Origin of the sequence: Spongiivirga citrea (genome assembly GCF_010671565.1) — a bacterium.
GTDB classification, from domain to species: domain Bacteria; phylum Bacteroidota; class Bacteroidia; order Flavobacteriales; family Flavobacteriaceae; genus Spongiivirga; species Spongiivirga citrea.
Window position 1 is genome coordinate 1 of record NZ_JAABOQ010000008.1, and the last position, 22,219, is coordinate 22,219.

12 protein-coding genes and 3 tRNA genes are annotated in these 22,219 nt (G+C 37.6%); 9 read left to right on the forward strand and 6 right to left on the reverse strand.

The annotated features are described in order from the left end of the window. The 3 genes from GWK10_RS16855 to GWK10_RS16865 form a co-directional block, all read right to left on the reverse strand. A partial coding sequence (locus tag GWK10_RS16855; RefSeq protein WP_239540788.1) for a type IX secretion system membrane protein PorP/SprF occupies positions 1-190 on the reverse strand: 190 nt, incomplete at its 3' end. A 3-nt stretch (positions 191-193) separates the two neighbouring features. After that, complete coding sequence (locus GWK10_RS16860) at positions 194-10,951, reverse strand: T9SS type B sorting domain-containing protein (protein WP_204263164.1); 10,758 nt, start codon at positions 10,949-10,951, stop codon at positions 194-196. A gap of 391 nt (positions 10,952-11,342) precedes the next feature. Continuing rightward, complete coding sequence (locus tag GWK10_RS16865; protein ID WP_164033579.1) at positions 11,343-12,086, reverse strand: alpha/beta fold hydrolase; 744 nt, start codon at positions 12,084-12,086, stop codon at positions 11,343-11,345. A gap of 215 nt (positions 12,087-12,301) precedes the next feature. On the opposite strand from GWK10_RS16865, the gene folB reads away from it, so the two are divergent. The 4 genes from folB to GWK10_RS16885 all read left to right on the forward strand — a co-directional run bounded on the left by folB (position 12,302) and on the right by GWK10_RS16885 (position 13,244). Next, the gene (gene folB / locus GWK10_RS16870; protein WP_164033580.1) at positions 12,302-12,664 is read left to right on the forward strand and encodes a dihydroneopterin aldolase; all 363 of its coding nucleotides are present in this window, start codon (positions 12,302-12,304) and stop codon (positions 12,662-12,664) included. 158 nt (positions 12,665-12,822) lie between these two features. After that, positions 12,823-12,896, forward strand: a tRNA-Cys gene (locus tag GWK10_RS16875). Between the two features lie 64 nt (positions 12,897-12,960). After that, positions 12,961-13,032, forward strand: a tRNA-Ala gene (locus tag GWK10_RS16880). 139 nt (positions 13,033-13,171) lie between these two features. Further along, positions 13,172-13,244: transfer RNA gene (locus tag GWK10_RS16885), tRNA-Cys, on the forward strand. 57 nt (positions 13,245-13,301) lie between these two features. Here the strand turns inward: GWK10_RS16885 and GWK10_RS16890 are convergent. Further along, positions 13,302-13,997: a LysE family translocator gene (locus GWK10_RS16890; RefSeq protein WP_164033581.1), complete on the reverse strand. Its 696-nt coding sequence runs from the start codon at positions 13,995-13,997 to the stop codon at positions 13,302-13,304. 90 nt (positions 13,998-14,087) lie between these two features. Beyond that, complete coding sequence (locus tag GWK10_RS16895; protein ID WP_164033582.1) at positions 14,088-14,762, reverse strand: head GIN domain-containing protein; 675 nt, start codon at positions 14,760-14,762, stop codon at positions 14,088-14,090. A 193-nt stretch (positions 14,763-14,955) separates the two neighbouring features. On the opposite strand from GWK10_RS16895, the gene GWK10_RS16900 reads away from it, so the two are divergent. After that, a complete protein-coding gene (locus tag GWK10_RS16900; RefSeq protein ID WP_164033583.1) occupies positions 14,956-16,524 on the forward strand; it encodes a LysM peptidoglycan-binding domain-containing protein in 1,569 nt (522 codons plus the stop codon). Positions 16,525-16,533: 9 nt separating this feature from the next. Continuing rightward, entirely contained in the window at positions 16,534-17,514 is a 981-nt protein-coding gene (locus GWK10_RS16905) for a DUF4837 family protein (RefSeq protein ID WP_164033584.1), read from the forward strand. 165 nt (positions 17,515-17,679) lie between these two features. Here the strand turns inward: GWK10_RS16905 and GWK10_RS16910 are convergent, their stop codons facing one another. Continuing rightward, on the reverse strand, positions 17,680-17,862 hold the full coding sequence (locus GWK10_RS16910; RefSeq protein ID WP_164033585.1) for a twin-arginine translocase TatA/TatE family subunit: 183 nt from the start codon (positions 17,860-17,862) through the stop codon (positions 17,680-17,682). 154 nt (positions 17,863-18,016) lie between these two features. Here GWK10_RS16910 and GWK10_RS16915 point away from each other — a divergent pair, with 154 nt between their 5' ends. The 3 genes from GWK10_RS16915 (at position 18,017) to GWK10_RS16925 (ending at position 22,217) form a co-directional block, all read left to right on the forward strand. Then, positions 18,017-18,886: a M23 family metallopeptidase gene (locus GWK10_RS16915; RefSeq protein ID WP_164033586.1), complete on the forward strand. Its 870-nt coding sequence runs from the start codon at positions 18,017-18,019 to the stop codon at positions 18,884-18,886. A gap of 27 nt (positions 18,887-18,913) precedes the next feature. After that, the gene (locus GWK10_RS16920) at positions 18,914-20,401 is read left to right on the forward strand and encodes a GH3 auxin-responsive promoter family protein (protein WP_164033587.1); all 1,488 of its coding nucleotides are present in this window, start codon (positions 18,914-18,916) and stop codon (positions 20,399-20,401) included. 133 nt (positions 20,402-20,534) lie between these two features. Then, positions 20,535-22,217: a DUF6909 family protein gene (locus GWK10_RS16925; protein WP_164033588.1), complete on the forward strand. Its 1,683-nt coding sequence runs from the start codon at positions 20,535-20,537 to the stop codon at positions 22,215-22,217. The last annotated feature ends 2 nt before the right edge of the window (positions 22,218-22,219 follow it).

Below are 22,219 nucleotides of genomic sequence, written 5' to 3' on the forward strand. Positions count from 1 at the left end.
CCACCCATTGGCTTACACCATTAAGTCGTACCTGAAAACAATCACCAATACCCGCAAAGGCTGCTGAAATGAGATAAGGATTATCAGCTAGATACTGATTGTTTAAGGGTAAGTTGAACTCTTGGGCTTTCGATTTGGAGGCGAAACCAAGTGCGCTTAATAAAATAATGTAGGTTAATTTCTTCATCATCTGCTATCTGTATAATGTAAAATGGCCTTTTATATCGGGGCGCAGACCATCATTTAATGTTATAACATACCAATAATCACCTGAAGGTAATTCTGTATTTTCATAAATACCATTCCAACCAGGATTAAAGTCACCTCTAAACTGGTTCATTAATCTTCCGTAGCGATCAAATACTTTGATTTGGGCATTAGGGAAGAATTCCAACCCAGTTGGCATCCAGTAATCATTTCGTCCATCTCCATTGGGGGTAAAGAAGTTAGGAACGATCACACCAATATACTCAAATTCTATTGTTGTTTGCGCTTCGCAGCCAATAGCATCTCTAACATAAACAGTATAGCTTCCAGTACTAGTCACATTAAATACGTTATCCCTCACAAATGTTATGCCATCTATACTATATTCGAATGGTGCAGTGCCATCAATACCTTGAGCTACAAATTCATCAATACCACTTTGCTGAACCGCTATGTCAAGATCTGCAAAAACATCTAAAGTCACTTCAAAAGTTTCATCGTCACCATAAGCACATCCAGATGCATGTAATACTTGTAGTGCATAAGTGCTACCAGAAGGAACATTTGCAAATAAATTACTCATTTGGAAATTGATGCCTCCATCAATAGAATACATAACATCACTAGCGTACTGTGGATCAACATCAATAGTCAAATCATAGGTTTGATCACAATTATAGTTCGTTATTACTGTACTTGTAGTAAGATCTACTGGTGCATCTAGCGTTACGGTATTGCTAAAAGCATTACACAAATTAACATCCTGTACGTAAATCGTAAAAGACTGATCTCCATCTTGCATGTCGATCGTTGCTGTATTGCCTGTAATTGGACTATAGGTTCCGTTTTCGTCATTTACACTAATACTATATGGAGCAGTACCACCAGTTATAGTTACTGTCACTGATGCATTATCATCTTCAACGCATATTTCTTGATTATCAATTACTAGTACAGCTTCAAGAATTACAGGCTCAGTTATTGTAAAGGAACGTTCCACAAAACAACCTCGACTATCTGTAGCGATAATAGTGTATTGTTGACCCGCAAGATTTGGTGATAACCCCTCAAAAAGCGGATTCGTTACCGTTCTTAAAGGATCAGAAGAAATGATGTAGGTATAAGGAGGTGTACCTCCACTAACTTGAATTTCAGCAGATCCATCAGCATCACCATTACATTGAATATTGTTTACTATTAGATCATCAACTATTATTGGAGTTAATGGCTCTGTAATTTCAATTGGACCCAATACACTTTCACAATCGCCACTTATTCCTCTAACGTAATAGGTATTACCTGCAGGAAGTGTGTTGAAGACACCTTGAGTAAACGGCCCCTGAATAGCAGTTGCACCAGCTGTAGCGGGATCTACATCATATAACTCGAACATATTGTTACCAAGTCCGCCACTAGCATCAACACTAATGACTCCTGTAGATTCCCCAACGCAATTAACAAACAAAGTGCTTTCGGTAGTATTAAGTGTTACATCAAGTGGTGTAACTGGTTCTATTGTAATTTCAGTTGATGCGTTGGAAACACAGCTGTTTGTATCTTGAATGTAATATTGATAGGTTCCTGCAGATACATTAATATCTACCTGATTTCCTGTCATTGGGGTAAATGGACCAGTTGAGTTAGTGCTATACCCATAAGGAGCGGTACCACCAAACGCAGAAAGTCTTACTTGCCCTTGTGTTAAGCAGGTAACCTGATCTAGTGTAATCAAGGTCGAAGTAACCTCTATAGGGTTAGCTACAAGTATTATAGCTGTGGTTGCATCGCAACCAAAACCATCAGTTACCGTTACTGTATAATTACCTGGTATAAGATCATTAAATATATTACTGCTTTGTGCAGCTTGGCTTACTCCAGTATCAACATTATTTAAAATATAATTGAATGGTGTACCGATTCCGCCACTAGCTGTAATTGTTATTTGTGCATTGGTATCGTTAAAACATACAAGAGGACTTGTTACAGATCCTGAAGCAGTGATTGTATTTACTACCGGGATGTTAACAATGTTGCTAGGTGGTTCAGTACATCCGTTAGCATCACGAACCCGCACAACATAATCACCAGAAGGAAGATTAGAAAATACAAGGTTATTTCCGTTTGATGCGAAATCATAACCAAAAACGGCTACGTTTGGAGTAGCAGGATCTTCTAGTTGAAGCTCATACATTCCCCAACCACCTCTTGGTGTTGCTGTAATTTGCCCATCGTTACCAGGTACACAACTAGGATCATTAGTTCTAGTGGCATTTACTGATAATGGTGCTGGTGGTGGAGCAATGCTAACCAAGCCCGAGCTCACTGGATTACAATTTGGGAATCCAGTCTGCGCTATTTCCACACGATACGAACCAGCCGGTAAATCTAAAATATCTCTTGTTCCTGGTGCAACACCTGCACCTGTTGCATTTGGTGATGCCACTGGTATTCCACTCATATTATCAACTACTGTGAAGTTATAGTTGCCAGCATATCCCTGAACATCAATTTGAATATCGCCATCGGCAAATCCGTCACAACTTACATTGTCTAGTGTAGTTGCGGTTACAGTTCCTTCATCAAATGGGTTAACTGTATAAGAAACAACGTCAGTACAACCTGTTGTATTATCTGCTATTAAATAGGTATATAAGCCTGGATTATTTAATTGAATATTTCCGGGTGTGCCAATAATAGTTCCTGAAGGTTGCTCAGTTACTGTGTAGTTTCCGCTACCATCTGCAATGGTTATAACAATATCTTCTGTAGCTGTACAACTTAATTGACTCGCCGTTGGGTTGGCAATTGTCGCGCTCACTTTTTGTAGTGGAGGAATTTCCACAGTACCATCTGCATCGCCATCGTCGACTATAAGTTCGCAACCATTCACATCGCGCACTAAAACAACAATTTCTTGTGCGGCGGTTGCAAAAGGAATGTCAAAAGTATTTGACGAACTAAAGCTACTTCCATTAAAACTATATAAGTATGTGTTTCCTGGAGTAAAGGCCGTCCCTCCAGCAGCACCCGTTACGGTAACCGTTGAAAGCCCGGGGTCATTAGCCGCATTACATACAAATGGAGAAACAGTAACTCCTGCTGTGATCGGACTAGTTTCTGTAATTTGAATGTTATCATATGCTTCACAACCTCGCCCTGAAACAATACGCACTCGGTAAAAACCAGCTGGCAGTCCGGAAAAAGTCGGACTATTTTGAGGTCCTGTTCTTAAAGTCTGTAAAGCAGAATTGAAGGTTGCTTCAGAATCGTATAATTCATATTGATATCCGGGATTTAATCGTGCCGGTGGTGCAAAATTAAGCAGAGCCGTAATACTTCCTGTTAACTCACCATTACATAATACATTGGTTACAACCGATGCATTTAATGATGGTATTTCTGGAGATTCTAATGTTACTGGTATAGGTTGAGTGCAATTAGGTACAGCTGCATCAATTACCCGTACGGTATAGCTTCCCGGAGATACGTTTGAAATGGTATTGGCAACATTGTTAATAATAATACCAGCCACAATTTGTGTTGTATTGGCAGCATCCCATAATTCATATGTTTGTGCTCCAGAGCCTCCATCAGGAACCATTGTAATGACACCATCATCTAAAACCGGTAAATTCCCTGGATTGGTACATGATGGCTGTTGCGTTACTTCAGCACGATGTGCAAGTGGTCTTATAATATTTACAGGAATATTACCAGTTTCACAACCGTTCGCATCTCTAAGATTTACTGTGTAAGCGCCTGAAGAAAGATTGGTAATATTATATGGTATTGTTTGATTTTGGAATGTTCCTCCGTTTAAACTTACTTGGTATGGTGGAATTCCAGCCGTAGTCAATGCAACATTAATAGCAAAATTACCTTCGATGGCACAGGCGTTAACAATGGTAGGATTGATTACAGGAGCAAGATCAGTAGGCACATTTACTAATGCTGCGGCTTGCTGAATACAATTTGAGGCATCCTTTACCCAAACCACATAGTCTCCACCAATTAAATTATCCCATATTGTTTGTGTGTTCCAACGCACATCAGTATCCAAAGGGGTTACAATTGGTGCTGGTGAAGGATCCGCTTCAATAATATATTCATAAGGCCCAATACCGAACTGTCCTTGTACGGTAATTTGCCCTTGCTCGGTAGCTGAACAAGTATCATCGTTGGAGGTTACTGTCCCTGATACTTCTAAAAGTGCTGCGGGGCCATTTATTATGAAATTCTCTGAGGCAGTAACACAAGCAGGAACAGAGGCATCTTCTGTAAATTGAACATAAAATTCACCTGTCGGAATGTTGTTTATTGTGAATGTTCCCGGACTTACCACTGTATTCGTTAAGCCTATAACTGGAGCTCCGGTAAATGAATTAAATACTTGATATGTTGTATTGCCTGCATAAACTCCTCCTAATGTAATTTCAACTGAACCTGTACTTGAACCGAAACAACTTACATTGGTTATATCAGTTGCTGCAATAATTGGGTTCACCGTAATTCCTGAAGTCGTAGAAACAGGAACTGTGGCAGTCTCAAAATATTGACACCCATTGACATCGGATATTATGAATGTATAAGTTACTCCAGGATCTAACCCCGTAAAGTTGAACTCTTCAGTTGGGGTTATACCATCTGTTACCAAAAGCCCAGGCACTCCTGCGTTCCACCCAGCTCCTGGAACAGGATTTGGATTTGGATAAAGAGAGAAAAAATAGGGCCCCGAACCAATGGTTCCGCCAAGAGCATCAGCCTGTACTAACATGCTGCCGCTTCCTGGTAAACAACCAGCAGCACCAGATGTCGTTACCAATACATTTGGGACAGTTCCAATCGTAATTGTTTCCGTGAATTCGCAACCTAAATCATCTGTAACTCTAAGTGTATAGGTTCCAAATGTTAAATTTGGAAAAGTATGTGTATTATCTCCAATTGGAGTTGTAGTGGTATCATGTGTATCGCTGGTTCCAGAAACAGGCTCAGTAATGGTGTATATATACTCGGTTCCTGTATTACCTCCTGTTGCATCGACACTTATTGTACCTAGAACATTTCCTGAAATATTACATGTAATATCAGTAAATGCGCTATTTGAAGCAATTGCAGTATTTGCGCCTACAGTTTGAGTGGCAGAGGCAACAATACATTGCTTCGCATCCCTAACTGTTATAATATAATCATCGGCAGGCAGTGCGCTAAATGTATTACTATTTTGGAAAGGCCTATTAAAAGTTGCAGCAACATTATCAAGTTGATACTCAAAAGGACCATTTCCCGTCATTGGGTTTACTTCTAAGACTCCTGTATTTTCTCCATTACAAGCTACATCTGTAATTGTTGCAACCGGGGTGTTAAAAGTTGGGGGGCTATTTGGTGTTACAGTTACTAAGTTGCTTTGAGCTACACAGCCTTGAGCATCAAAAATGTCAATTCTATATTCTCCCGAAGCACCTAAACTAGCTACGATATTTGTCCCTGCAGATGTAGCATCGTCAGTTACGACGGTAGCAGTACCCGAAGGATCACGAATCACATCGTATAAGTAATTTCCTCCTCCGTCTGGATATCCGTTTGCAATGGTAACGGTAATAAGCGCATCAGGACTAGCGGTACAATCTAAGTCTTTTGTCAATACCGCTATTGCTGTTAATTGAGGTTCAATTGTAAAGCTCACACTGCTTTCGCAGCCTAAATCGTCTTGTACAAAGAATGTATAAGCACCAGGAGCAAGATTGCTAAAGGTATTACTTGTTGCTGTCGTCCCGGTTGCAAAAGGATCTGTACCTTCTCTAAAAGTAAAAGTTGCTCCGGCTCTTGTTGAGGTCGCATTTACAGTTATCGATGCCTGATTCATCCCATCATAACAAAGATCTGAAGTAGGATCAATATTTATTGTAGGAATTACGGCTGGATCTAGGTCAAAAGTTCTTAAAATGATGCAACTATTAGCGTCAGAAACAGTTATACGATAGGTTCCAACTTGATCTAAATCCGTAAATAAATTACTAGATTGTGGCCCAACTACCGTAGTAAGATCGGGATAGGTAAGCGTATATTGATAAGCTCCCCAACCGCCTTGTACGTTGATGTTGGCAGTACCACCATTGTTAGGGGCAAAACAAGTAATTGGGGTTGTAACTACGGGAGTCGTAGGATCAAATTCTAATATAGCAGGAGGACTATCAATCGTCACACTTGTCGATGTAGTACAACCTGTTGCATCATCAGAAACATTAATTGTATATGTGCCAGCTTCTAATGTGTTTACATTAATAGGAGTATTGGTTGTTATATCATTTCCTGGGGTAACAGCAGTTGGACCGCCAGTAACTGTGTAGTCATATTGAGTCGAATTACTAACAGTAAAGTTGAATGCTCCATCTGCACTACCAAGACAAGTTATATCGTTCGTTTTAGTTGTGGTAAGACTTATTTGCGGGGTATTAACAATGGTAATATTTTCATCGTAGAAGCAACTATTCGCATCGGTAGTTCTAATGGTGTATGTACCCGATGGTAAATCAGTAAATACGTTATCTCCACCTGTTAATATTGTACCAACTCCCGAAGGACCAGCTATTATTTCATAATTAAAATGATCTGGGATAGGTGGAAGTGTTGAACCAACTGGTGGCGTATCTACAAAAGCAGAACCACCTGTTACGTTAGTTATTGTAATATCATAATCAATAACATTTAACCCATTACATTGAGGGGCCGAAATGGTATAGTCAATATCTGTTATTTCGCTTTTTGGGTTAATTGTAACCGAATTTAGCACAACACTACAGTCGTTTGCATCTCTAATAGTGATGTTGCTATAAGTGCTTGCACCAAGATTTTCAAAAATTGGATTGTTCCCAAAAGTTACACCATCTATACTATATTGTAAGGGTGCCGTGCCACCAGTCGCAGCTTGAATTTCTATAATAGCATCGTTGGTACCAGTATCACAATCTAATTGCTGTGTAACAGAAGCTAAGCCAGTAATGGCACTTGCTGGCTGATTTATTGTTTGCATAAATGTCTGTGGACATTGTGCAGTGCCGTTAGATGCTCTTACTATTATCGTATAATTCCCAGCAGATAATCCTGGAAAAATATTACTAGCCTGATATGTTGCACCATTATCAATACTATAATCTAATGAATAGCCATTGGCTGCAGCTATATCTACTTGTATCACTCCTGTGTTTTGTCCAAAACATTCCACATCGCTATTTGTGAAACTTACCGTTGGCAGCGCTAGCTGTTGAACGTTAACTACATTACTAGTCGCAATACAGCCATTATCATCTTCGACAGTAATTGTATAATTTCCAGCAGTGTTAATTGGGAATGTATTTCCTATTTGCTGAGTAGTGCCACCATCGATACTGTAATTATAAGGACCTACACCGCCAGTAATTGTTGCCGTTATTTCCCCATCTTGACAGGTAATATTTTGTGTTGTTGCAGCTGACACACTGAAATTTGGGTAATCGGCTACCGTAATCGGATTCGGATTGTTGTACGAACAGCCATCCGCGTTTGTAATAACTACATCGTAATCTCCAGGAGCCAAGTTGGCAAAGGTGTGATCGTTGTCAGATGTTGGGCCAAATGTTCCAACAGTACTTCCGCCCTGAGAAAGTGTATATATATAGGTAGGACTTATTCCGTTTACTTGAAAACGAATATTTCCATTTGTATTACAAACTTCATCAGTAATGAAAGTGTCTACACTAATATCTTCTTCAATAATGATTATGTCTCTTTCCTCAAATTCACAACCAAAAATAGGAGCAGTTATTTGCCTTATTAATACATCATAGGTTCCTGCTGTAGCAATAGAGAATGTATTACTTGTTTGCCAGTTGGTTCCGCCATCGATACTAAATTCGTAATTGGTGCCTACACCATTTATGGTGATACTACCAGGATTACCACAAATAATATTTTCAGAAACTGGATTAGGATCTAACGGATTTTTAAAAACATCAAAGTAGAAAAACCTAAAACAACCATTTGGGTAAGTAACCAACATTCTGTATTGGCCTTCGTTACTTACTGTAAAATTGGCTGTGCTCGCAAGTGTATTCCAGGTACAAGAAGAATCCAAAGTAGCACAACCTTGACTTGTATTTGCAGTACAGCTTGTTTCATCTAATTGTTGCCATTGAATACTTTGAATATTTACAAAATTTGTTTCTAGTAACCTTGTTGCTGAAGCACCACATAAGTACACTTCATATTTTTGAGAGCCATCGTTAGCACATGTTTTGACATCGATATCAGAATCAGATACAAAAGCAGCGAGGGGATGAGGATCACTGCCAAAAGGAATTACATTAACCACCTCCGTATCATTAGGACATGTATTTGGTGGCGTATTCGTTTTAGTGACTGTAAATTGACCAGGTGCGGTTACGGTAATGGATTGTGTTGTTCCGACAACCATATTACTTGCATCACGCCATTCGTAATTTGTAAACCCGTTACCAGCAGAAATAGTTAAGCTGTTGTTACAAATAATCTCATCTCTTTCAAAAGTACATGATGCTAGGTCGACATTTACTGATACTGGACCTAGAGAGTTTGTATTGTAGGCTGCAAGACTGGGTGCACTACCCTGATTTATTACTTCAAACGAAGTACCTTGCCCCCTATATGAAATAAAGGATTGATTTTCTAAAACAGCGGCACATGCATCTCTAAAATCGGTACATTCAGATGATGCTTGTACAGTAAGATAAATTACCAACTCTGGGTCTCCTACCTGCATCGTTGCTGCATTAACATTAACACTAACTGTTCGCGTTGCACTATTGTAGGTAGTAGCCGGAAAGCTAGATGAAACAAAGTCCAATCCAACAGGAAGGACATCATTTAGCATTATATTATTTGCATTATTATTTCCGATGTTTTGTAAGCGTATAACATAATTGAATTGATCTCCTAAATTTACACTTCCACCATCTAGATTTATAGTCCCCGCAGTATTTTCTGCCGTTTTTATCATTCTTATTTCTGGCTCAAATGAATCAATTGTAAAAACCGTGGGATCATCAGGTTCACCATCAGTATCAGGGTCTATGTTTGCTGGTTCATCGGGATCATCAGAGGCGTCACTTAATACTTCTCCAACAGGACCAGTAGCATTTAATGTTGCCGTATTGGTAACATTTCCATTAGCCAAATCAGCAGTTGTAATTGTGTATGTTGCATTAAACGTAGTATTATCAACTGTCTGGCCATTTAGAGAAGCTAAAGGACCTCCCATTACTGTTACAATGGGGTCAGTAATTGAAATATCTGTGATTTCAATATCCCCTGTATTAGCGACAGTAAAAATGTAGCTGATAGTTTCACCCGCTTGAGCGCGACCATCACCATTTTCATCATTAAAAATATCCCGTTTTAATAATTCGAGACTTACAATATACTCCCGCCAATCGCGGTCATTTCCTGGGGTGTCAACATCAGGAAAATCAGTAGGGACTGTGCCACCGTTATTTCCATTATTGACTCCTGTGATATTTAAATCTACTGTATCAAATGAATCATCCAAGCCATCATTATCAGAATCATTTCCAGATAAAACAGTATCAGAAACACCATCGTTGTTGGTATCGTAGCCCTCAATATTATCATTTTCAATATCACCGTCACTATTAGTGTCTTGATAATCGGGTAGCGAGCTACCTCCAGTATTCACGGGATTTAATACTGGGTTTCCAGAATCAATGTCGTATGCATTATCAAGTCCATCTCCGTCAGCATCTAAGCCGGTTGGCGGAACGTAACCTGCAGTTGTTTGAGCTTCAATATTATCAATAATTCCGTCATTGTCAGAATCTATATCATATAAATCATCCAATCCATCTAGATCACTATCAGGACTTGGTAATGGGGTGCCAGAGGTTACTTCACCAGCTCCTGATCCGCTATCAACGTTGTCGAAAGCATCTGCTAGTCCGTCACCATCAGCATCAATCATACTTGTAGGGTCTCCTGGTATTGGATAATCTACTCGACCATCATTATTAGCATCTACGCCACCAGCTTCAACAATATCCATGATACCGTCATTATCGGCATCAATATCTAAGCTGTTAGGTATTCCGTCCTTATCGTCATCATCACAAACTGGTGTACTTGTAACATTAACTTGAACGTTATCAATAAGATTACCTACCGATAACGAACCTGTTGCGGTACTAACAGCTTCAAATAAGAAAAAGGTAGTATTTTGGCCCGCGGGTACGGTATATGTGCCGTTATATGAAGTCCAGCTTCCACGTGGACTTGTCATAACAACTTGAGTAGTTGCCGTGGCTAAAGTAGCTCCGATTCGTACTCTTGCCACGTCGGTTCCAGCTCGTCCTCTATGATCAACAGACCAGTCAAGAACAGTCCCAGGAGTTAAACATAATTCTTGATATAAAGCCCCGGGGCGATTGGCATTTAATTCGGCTAAATGAGTTCCATCAGAGGCAGGAACTCCTAAAAATCCATCAACCCATATTTCAATGCGCCCGTCAGATGCTGTAGTTAACCAACCAGGAATTTGAGATTCCTGATATGGTCGCCAGCGTGTTGCCAGCGGAGGGTTTTGAATATCAAAACTTTCATTAATAATTGGTTGAGAACAAAGGAAGGTTCCGCACTCTTCAGTATCAGGAACCCCATCATTATCATCATCAATATCGACACCGTCTAAAACACCATCACAGTCAGCGTCATCCGGACACATAAACATCATTGTAGTTGATGCAACTGGTTTATCTAATTTGGTTGTAGTGTTTGTTTTTTTTAAGGAAAAACCCTGGGATACAAAGAAAACACACAACAAAAAAGCTGTGTATTTTAAAATTTTTGAATGTTTTATAGCATGACAAAAATGCCTTAAAACACCAAAAAATGACAAGGGGCTAATTTTCATTTACTTGGGGACGTTAATAAGCTCGTTAAAATTACGTTAACAACGCTAATACTACAATTTTCGTTTTGCGGTTTCGGTCAACGTTAATAAAAACGGATGAACTGCACAAATACCGCATAAACACTAGGCTTTTCTACTACTAGAACAACTCAATACAAGAAATCCCTAACAGCTATGAAAACTTTAACATTGTAGAAAAAGTCTATTCTTGGATAAAGATAATTATTCTATCAATTACAAATTGAGTACGTAACATTCTAAAATGACCAGTTCCCTCAATAATCTCCAAACTAGAAATGTCCCAAACTTTATTGACATTTTCAGGATCGCGCTGTGGTTGAATTTTGTCATTTTTATCGTGAATGATCAGGGCTTTTTCAACTGAAACATTTTGCACAAAATTGCTTACACTCAATAACTTTAAATCTTGACCAGTTTCATTTGCAACCTTCTTTATCAATTTATTTTTTAAGCGCTCGGTGATACCAGCTTGCTCAGCAACAAAATTAATGCGATCAATAAATCGATCTGGATTGCTGAGTAGCACATATTTTTTAATGGATATTTCAGGCTTATTGTTTAAAGCAAAGGTTGTTGCCACTGCGCCGAAAGAATGGCTAACAATATGATCAGGACGTTCTTTTTCAAGTAAAAATTGAACCGATTCAGGGAAATCGAATATGGAATTTTTTGAAGCAGAACTGCTCCCATGTGAAGGTGCATCGAAAGTAAAAATGTGATAATTTTTAAGAACTAATTTTTCAATAATATCAGAAAAATTACCTCCATGACCTTCCCAGCCATGCACTAAGAAAATTTTTGGGCCTGAATTGGGATAGCGATACGTTTTAAGGGCAATACCATTGAAATTAACTATCTGCTGATCTGACTTTGATAAGACCTCGACTTCATGTGGGCGTAGTTTTTTAATCTGGGGGAATGCCATTTTTTTATAGGCCATTTTAAGCACATAAGATGGGGCTAAAAAACAAGCAATTCTGATTAGAAAAGTATTCAAATCTTTTTTATCGAAATTAAGATAATTCTGGCTTAGATGACTGTGTAAATTCTTTTTAGATTGAAGATTAGGGATAAAGCATACTAATTCTATATATACAATTAAGCTTTGGTCTTCGTACTTTTGAAAACTAAAATTGAAGAATGGGTGTAATTGAAGTTACCAACATAAAAGTATATGCATATCATGGCTGTTTGGTCGAGGAAGGCAAAATAGGATCGGACTATAGAGTAGATCTTGAAGTAGAGGCCGATTTGAGTACTTCAGCCCAATCAGATAATTTAAAAGATACAGTAGACTATGTATTACTAAATCAAATTGTAAAAGATGAAATGGCAATACGCTCTAAATTATTAGAAGAAGTTGCTAATAGAATTTTAGTTAGAATTTTGAATGAGAGCGACTTAGTTAAAAAGGCGACTGTTTGGGTATCAAAAATCAACCCACCTATTGGAGGGAATGTTGAAAAGGTCACAATAAAAATGACTAAGAAACGTGAAATTTAACGGAATTTTTTAGAGACTACATCTTTTGTACTATATCTTCAACCTATAAAACAAACCTGTATACCTTCCATTTACCGAATATTGAAAACTTCATTTATTTGAAGTTTAGGTTTATTGTACATTTTGGGATTTTATATTACATTTGCAGCCCTTGTAAGGGCGTCATGGCCGAGTGGCTAGGCGGAGCTCTGCAAAAGCTTTTACAGCGGTTCGAATCCGCTTGACGCCTCCAATAAAAACCTTTAAGTGTTCAATACTTGAAGGTTTTTTTATGTGTTAAATGTTCCAATTTTAATGGCGCTGTGGCTGAATTGGCTAGGCTTAGTTTCGCAAGAACTTACATAGTGGTTCGAATCCACTCGGCGCCTCAAAATTTTTATAATAATTTAGGTAGGGTATTTTCACTCCTAGTTGTTTTATATATGTAAGCGAAAAAGCCATTTTTAAGTTTCAGTTTTTAAATATGGTTTTTAACGTTTTAAATAAGGATATTTGCAATAAAAATAAGGCGTTGTGGCTGAAATAGGATAGGCTAAACTCCGCAAGAGTTTACACAGTGGTTCGAATCCACTCGGCGCCTCAAGAACAAAACCATCAGATAATTATCTGGTGGTTTTCTTTTTTTACTGAATACCGCTTAGTTATTTTTAATTGGATCAATAATCTTCTCCTCGATAAGATGTTGCATTTGTTCTTTCTTACCAGGAAATAAGCCTTGACTTATCAATACAATACCGAAAATAGCCAGTATAATACTGATGACTTTTTTCACCCTATATATGCGATGACTGGTGAGTTTGTTTTTAAGTTGCTTTGCCAACAGAATTTTTAGGATATCGATAGCCAGGTATGATAGAAGAATAGTGGCGAAAAAGGTGATGATTCGATTAGAATCCATATTCAATTTAGGCCCGAATACGATGATAACTCCAAGCCAGAACCCTAGTACACCAATGTTTATGAAGTTGAGTAGAAAGCCTTTGAAAAAAAGACTAAAATAATTGGTTTTATCAATCTTTATAGCGGTTTCATCTTCCGCTTTTTTATAATCCTTATTCAGTTTTATAAAGGAGATAACACCGTATGCCAATAACAATATTCCACCAAAAATGAATAAAGCCGGATCATCCTTTAATTTTTCAAGAATTTGATTGGTACTTAAATAAGCAACTAAAATAAATACAATATCAGCAAAAATAACCCCGATGTCAAAAACCAAGGCTGCTCTAAATCCTCTTATAGCGCTCGTTTCTAGCAGCACAAAAAATACTGGCCCTATTGTAAAAGCCAATAAAATCCCCCAAGGAATCGCTGCTAAAATATCATCAACCATGCAAAAGGTGTAGTTTTAAACGAAAATAAGTCATTTGTCTAAAACTACACCTTATTAGTATAATATTTGAAAATATCAAGCGATGTTACATTAACTTCTCACGCGAACACGGCCTCCTAAAAAAGTGCTTTTATTTACAGTTTCTGGATTGCCATAAATATCAACATCACCACCAGCTCGTACTTTAACATCAACAACATCACTTGCGTTTACTGTACCTTCTCCCGCCGCTCTAATAGTAATTTTAGTTTTTTTTGTTCTTAGATCCCTACCTTCATATACACCACCTGTATTTAAAGTAACTTCTTGGGTTTTAGAGGTGCCTGAGGTTTCAATAATTCCTCCAGTAACCGATCTAACCTCAACGCGATCGACGTCAAGACCAACCTTTATTTTTCCGCCTTCTTGCGCTTTTAAATGAACAAACGACTGTTCTATTAATTCATTAGAAACGATAACCGCGCCTTCATTTGCATCTATTATTTCAATGTCTTTATAGTGTACTTCTACAAAAGTATTTGCACCATCAAAGATCTTTTCAAACTGCATTCTGATCTTTAGCTTTCCATTTTTGTTAATCACTTCAACATCATCAGCATCCCGCCCAGAAATAACTACTTTTTCTTCATCCGATTTTACCAAGTTCACCTCAATGCGATCAAACACTTTTACATCATAAAAGTCACCTACATTTTTCTCTTTAGGGTTTTGTGCAAATAAGCCTAGGGTAATTAGACTAAAGGCAATGGTTGTTATTTTTTTCATAAGTTCTATTCGTTTTTTGTTTAATTGATACTGTAAAGATGAACTGAAAAGACGATTGTTACACCTTTCTTCAAAAATAATGGCATTTAACAATAAGTGATTTTAAAATTTACTTAAAAAACACGATTTTAGCCTTAATGAGCGTTAGTAAAACTACGAGCATAATAATGATGATTAAAAAAGAAGCGTGTAGATGAAGTATTTATGTTATGTGTTGACCCTGTTAAGCTGTTCTTTAAGCCTTGGTCAGCAAGATTCCATTCCCACAAAACCAGAAACCATAAAAATTGAAAGCTCAGTTGATTCTTTACTTCAAAACAAGGAAAAACTTGAGGTATTAACCATTGATAAAAAGGTTATTACTACCAAGAGTATTGCCGGATTTCGCGATTATGAAAAGGCATATCAATATGATAGCCTTTGGCTGCAATTACAACGAGAATCGGATTATTACCAGTTAGTTGATGTGATTTCTAAAGATGAAAACAGTGTAGTCAATCCTAATTTGCCAACCGATACTTTAAAACATCGACTCGCATTATTAAATGAGCGAACACCTTTTAATGTAGAATACAACCCAGGTCTTGAGAGGGTAATCAATACTTTTCTGACCAAGAAATCCGATTTTTTACAACGAATGCTTACTAAGAGTCAGTTTTATTTCCCAATGTTCGAGCAGCAATTGGATAATTATGATATTCCATTAGAAATGAAATATCTGGCAATTGTAGAATCGGCTTTGAATCCGAGAGCACGATCTCGAGTTGGAGCTACAGGACTTTGGCAATTTATGTATCCTACAGGTCGGCAGTTTGGACTAGATGTAAATAGTTATGTTGATGAACGCCGTGATCCTATTATGGCGACGGAGGCTGCATGTAAGTATTTAAAAGCACTAAACAAGACATTTGATGATTGGGATTTAGCACTTGCCGCTTACAACTCGGGCCCAGGTAATGTATCAAGAGCAATACGTCGATCGGGAGGTCGAACTAACTATTGGAATTTAAGGGGATATCTACCTAGGGAAACGGCTGGTTACGTTCCTGCTTTTTTAGCAATGATGTATATTTTTGAATATGCCGATGTGCATGGAATTCAACCTCAGAAATTAACCACACCTTATTTCGAAACTGATACACTTCATATAAAGCAACTTATAACCTTCGATCAAATTGAAGCAGTGACTGATATTCCCGAGGAAGAACTTCAGTTTTTCAATCCATCTTATAAATTGGATATTATTCCTGTTGTTAAAGGCAAGAATTACTATTTGAGATTACCAAAACATGCTTCTGGGAGATTTGTAGCCAATGAAGATTCTATTTATTCCTATGCAAAAGCAGAAAATGCAAAGCGAGAAAAACCCTTACCAAAATTACAGGAACTAAATAAACGTATTCGCTATCGGGTTAGAAATGGAGATTATTTAGGTAAAATTGCAAATTTATACGGTGTCCGTATTCGAGATATTAAACGTTGGAACGGAATGCGAAGCAACAATCTAAAAATAGGACAACGCCTTACCATTTTTCCTAGAAAACCTGGATTTGCTGCTGTTAAGCCAGAGACACGAAAAAAGTCTAAACCAATAGACCCTACTAATCTGACTACTTATGTTGTTGAAGAAGGAGACTCTCTTTGGACCATCTCTCAAAAATTTCCAGGAGTTTCTATCCAAAATATTAAAGATTGGAACGATATTAGTGGTAGCAATTTGCAACCAGGGATGAAATTGAAGATTTCTGGTGGAAAACCTTAACTTATACAGATGAAAAAAATCGGACTTGCAGTACTATCCCTAATCATATGTTCAGGATGTGTTAGTAAAACGGATAAGAAGGATTTATTACCAAATTCGTATGGGAGAATGGGCTCGTTAGCAGTTGTTATTGAGAACGACCTTTGGAAAGGGAAAGTAGGAGATGTGGTTCGCGATATTTTTGCTGCCGAAGCAATTGGACTTCCTCAGGTAGAACCTGTTTTTTCAATCTTGCAAATGCCAAGTAGTGCATTTACTGGTTATACCAAAAATTACCGCAATGCACTAATCATTAAAAAAGGAGAGAATGTCACCTTTGGTATTAGCGAAGATAAAAATGCCTCTCCTCAAAAATTGGTTTATGTAATTGATACGACTGAGGCAAAGATTATTGAAAATTTAAAAGCACAACAGAAAAAGATCATTGAAACTTTTAAAGAGAATGATGTAAAAGAAAGTTGGGGTCGCTTTAGAGGGACTCCTTATGAAAAATCGGATGTTTCGGAGACATTTAATATTGATATGCTGTTGACTTCTCTTTATGAAACAAAGCGAAAAGAGGATAATTTCATGTGGCTTCAAAAAGAAATAAAAGAAGGTAGCCAGAATATTTTAATTTACGAGTTGCCAAAAGGCTTTATTCAATATAAAGACTCAGCAGCAGTAGGAGAAATTATTAGAATGCGTGATTCTATCGGATTTTCTTTCATTCCGGGTCGACTTGAAAATACACACATGATCACTGAAGAGGCTTATGCACCATATGTTTTTGATGCGATATTAGATAACAAACCTACCATAGAAACTAGAGGAACTTGGGAAGTGAAAGGTGATTTTATGGCGGGACCTTTCTTAAACTATATTATACATGATGACATTAACAATCGTCAATTGGTGTTAGAGGGTTTTGTGTTTGCGCCTTCTGTAGAGAAGCGCAATTTTATGCTCGAGCTAGAAGCAATACTCCGATCGGTTAGGATTAGGAAGTAAAAAGATTCAGTCGATAAATTTCATCTTTCAGGGCGAGTGATCCCGAATCATGAAGGATAGTATCGATGCCTCTTTATATACCTTTCTTTTATCAGATTTTCAGACACAAAAAAGACGCAACCTTTAAAAGTGCGTCTTATATTTTAAAGCAGTAAAAGAAAATTCTTATTCCTCTACTTTTTTAGTGTCTTCATCTTCTTTAGTTGCATCTTTAAATTCTTTGATGCCACTACCAAGGCCACGCATTAATTCAGGGATTTTTTTACCTCCGAATAATAGTAATACAACACCTACTATAATGGCTATTTGCCAAGGTCCTATTACCAGTGGAATATTTAAAAAAGTCATGTTCTTATTAATTTAGATAAACAAAGGTAGTAAAAAACAATATAAACCAAATCAAAGGAGTTATCAATTAACAAAGTCAGTAACACCTAATTTTCATAATCCTGGTAAAATACTATTAGGTATAAATGGGTAATATTTATATTTGCTTTGAATTATGGCGAAAAAGAAGGAAAAAAGAGAGCAATTTAAACGCAAATTACTGCATCAATACCGCATGGTGGTTTTGAATGAAGAGACTTTTGAGGAGCGTTTTTCTTTTAAGCTAACACGACTTAACGTATTTGTAGTTGGCACGCTTTGTTCTTTGTTATTAATAGCACTTACTGTTATTTTAATAGCATTTACGCCAATTCGCGAATATATCCCGGGTTATTCATCAACTGCATTAAAGGAAAAAGCAACATTACTTACTTATAAAACCGACTCATTAGAACATATCATATCTCGTAATAATCAATACTTAAATTCTGTTAGAAAGGTATTGACGGGAGACATCTCTAGCGATGAGGTAAACAAAGATTCTTTATTTGAAGAGTTTAATGTCGATAATATGAAGGTCGATCTTACTCCAATTAAAGAAGATTCTATCTTGAGAGAACAGGTTTCAAGAGAAGATAAATTCAATTTGTTTGATTCTGCCACCTCTAAAGTTGGTTTTGTGCCGTTTACCCCTGTATCTGGAAGTATATCACAAGGCTATAATCCAAAAGAAAAGCATTATGCAGTAGATGTGGTAGTCAAAGAAGGAACCCCAATTAAATCGGTGGCTGATGGAACCGTGATTTTTGCAGGATGGACCACTGATACAGGTTATGTAATGATTATTGAACACGCAAACAGCTTATTGTCGGTATATAAGCACAACAAATCATTAACTAAGCAGCAAGGTGAATTAGTAAAAGCTGGCGAGGTAATTGCGGCATCAGGATCTACAGGAGAATTAACAACTGGTCCACATTTGCATTTTGAATTATGGAGTGATGGATATCCTATGAATCCAACTAACTTTATAGATTTTGAATAAGTTTAAAATTTAATTAGACTAGCCTTAATGTCACTTAAATCTATAGCAGCCAAGATCTTCGCTAAACGGATTCAGAAGAAAATTCAAAAATGGGCATCGCAGCCTGAACAAACGCAGAAAGCGGTTTTCCAAGAGTTGATTTCAACTGGAGCAGCAACTTCTTTTGGCCAAGATCATGATTTTATAAGTATTAACAATCATGAAGATTTTGTACAACGAGTGCCTATTAGAGATTACGAGGCATTAAGACCATATGCAGATCTTGTGGTTGATGGCGAAGCCGATATTCTTTGGCCAGGAAAACCACTTTACTTTGCAAAAACATCTGGTACAACTTCTGGAGCAAAATATATTCCTATAACAAAAGATTCAATGCCAAGTCACATTGATGCGGCCAGAAATGCTATTCTTCTATATATCGCTGAAACTGGAAATGCCAATTTTGTCGATGGAAAAATGATCTTTTTACAAGGCAGCCCGGAGCTTTCAGATAAAAACGGAGTGAAATTGGGGAGACTTTCTGGAATTGCAGCTCATTACGTGCCTAAATATCTTCAAAAAAACCGCCTGCCAAGTTGGGAAACCAACTGCATTGATGATTGGGAAACAAAGGTCGAAGCCGTTGTTGATGAAACCATAAATGAGGACATGGCAGTTATTAGTGGAATTCCGTCTTGGGTTCAGATGTATTTTGAAAGGTTAATGGAACGTTCTAATAAAAAAGTAGGAGACCTATTCGAAAATTTCAACCTTTTTATTTACGGTGGAGTGAACTTTGAACCCTATCGAGCAAAGTTCGAAAATATGATTGGCCGCAAGGTTGATAGTATTGAGTTGTATCCTGCATCTGAAGGTTTTTTTGCATTTCAAGATTCTCAAAAAGAGAAAGGAATGTTGCTGCAACTGGACTCGGGTATTTTTTATGAGTTCGTAAAAGCGGATGAGTTTTTTGATGAGAATCCGAAACGAATTACTTTAAAAGATGTTGAAATTGGAGTGAACTATGTTATTATTATCTCAACAAATGCTGGGCTTTGGGCTTACAATATTGGTGATACAGTGCAATTTACATCAACCAAGCCATACCGAGTTATTGTGTCGGGAAGAATAAAACACTTTATTTCAGCCTTTGGAGAACATGTTATAGGGAAAGAAGTCGAGCAAGCGATGAAGGATGCGGTTGAAGGAACTGATATTAGGATAAATGAATTCACGGTAGCTCCACAAATTACGCCAAAAGATGGATTGCCATATCATGAATGGTTTGTTGAGTTTGAAAATGAGCCGGATGATATGAATAACTTCGCCCAGAAGATCGATCAGGCGCTTCAACAACAAAACAGCTATTATTTCGACTTAATTGATGGAAAAATTTTGAAAACACTTCAAATAAGTAAGGTCCACAAAGGCGGATTCAATGATTATATGAAATCCGTGGGCAAGCTAGGCGGACAAAACAAGATTCCCAGACTGTCGAATGATCGTAAAATAGCTGATAAGCTAATAACAGAATAGTACTATAATTTCTAGTTGCGGCAAGTTACTACCTATAACGTGAAAGGTCCTTTAATTACATTGTTAATTATCTAATAATAGGTGTCAATAATTCATCTTTAAAAGTACTATCTTTGAACGCCAAAAACAGTTAATGAACAACGCCAAATTAAAAGGAAGAACTAGAGCGCAAGAATCTTCAAGCGCGATAGAGCGGTTGTATATTACCATGCGTCATTTATTTAATCGTGGGTTTTACAAGCCGATGGGCATTTCAGGTGAAACATTGCGAGAGGCATTACTATTGCTTCGGCCTGAAATCTATGGGGCGATTGCAGAAGAAAAAGCTGAAATAAACGGATTACAATACGTAATTGATCGTTTGCCAATTGGTATTGAAGAATGTCGTTTTATCAACCTGACATCGGACGAAGGCTATGGAAAATCGCATTTCAAGGCGATCGTTCCACCAAAGAGAAGACGTAATTGTTATCGTATTGACGATGAGCAAATGAATATCGAGATTACCCGAGGGCGATCAGATATTTATGACATACTAACCCATTTGACCTTTCTTTTTATTGAATCGCATAAAATATGCAAACGCGTATTGATCAATGAAAATGGTGAAACTATCCGCGATTGGGAGAAGCTAGAAGCTGCTGTTACGAAAGGAAGAAAGCTTAATCAAGGCGAATGTGAAATAGCAATCACGCATGCTGCTAATATTCTTGGCCGAACATTTGAAGAAGTGTTGGCCGTGTATCAACTTTTCAAGACAAAAGAAAATCCGAATCGATTTCTAGAAATCATCTATAATCTTGGAAAGCTTGCTATTAATGAGACTGTAAAAGGAGAAAAGCGAACCGTTACGTTCTCGCCAGTTTTAAGAGAGCGATTAGGTCATCATATTCATGGAGAGATTTGGGCAAACAATATCAAAAAGGTACTTAAAGAAAAGAACTTACTGCATCGCCCTATTCATATTATAAGTGCTAATATGCACAGTGTGATGAATTCTATTTTTCACTACGCTTCCGGATCGAAAGAAAAGGATACTATGGATGTTTTTGAGGCATTGAGTCAGTCAGATAGCAATGCTATTCGCTCCAACGTGGAAAAAGAAGCGCTTAAAAATGGATTGACATACATAAAAGACGAATCTGGCACTAATATTAATGTACAAATAGTCGATACAGCTAAAATCGACTTCAAGAAGACCGATTTTAGTATTGAAAATGTAAAAAATACAGATGGTTATCCCGTTTTATTCGTGATGGATTATGCATTTGGAGAGCAAGCTTATGAAACCATTGATGAATTTTTAAAACCATACAGTCCAAACAGCGATAAACACTTTTTAGATGTTCGCTCTGTTTCCATTATGGGGAAAGCCGGTATCTTAGAAGGAGGGAAAGGCGATATTATGATACCATCTGCTCATGTTTTCGAAGGAACAGCTGATAATTACCCGTTTAAAAATGAGCTAACCAAAGAGGACCTAGAAGGAAATGGCCTAGAAGTTTTTGAGGGATCAATGGTTACGGTATTGGGGACATCGCTTCAAAATAAAGACATATTGAAGTTCTTCCATGACTCTACTTGGAATGTCATCGGACTAGAAATGGAAGGAGCACATTACCAAAAAGCCATTCAATCGGCGAGTAGAATTCGCAGTAGTATTTCGGAAGATGTGCAAGTACGGTATGCATATTATGCATCGGATAATCCACTAGAAACAGGAAGCACCTTGGCATCAGGAGGTTTAGGTACCACAGGAGTGCGCCCGACCTATTTAATTACACAAAAAATCTTAGAACAAATATTTAATTCGTAGGA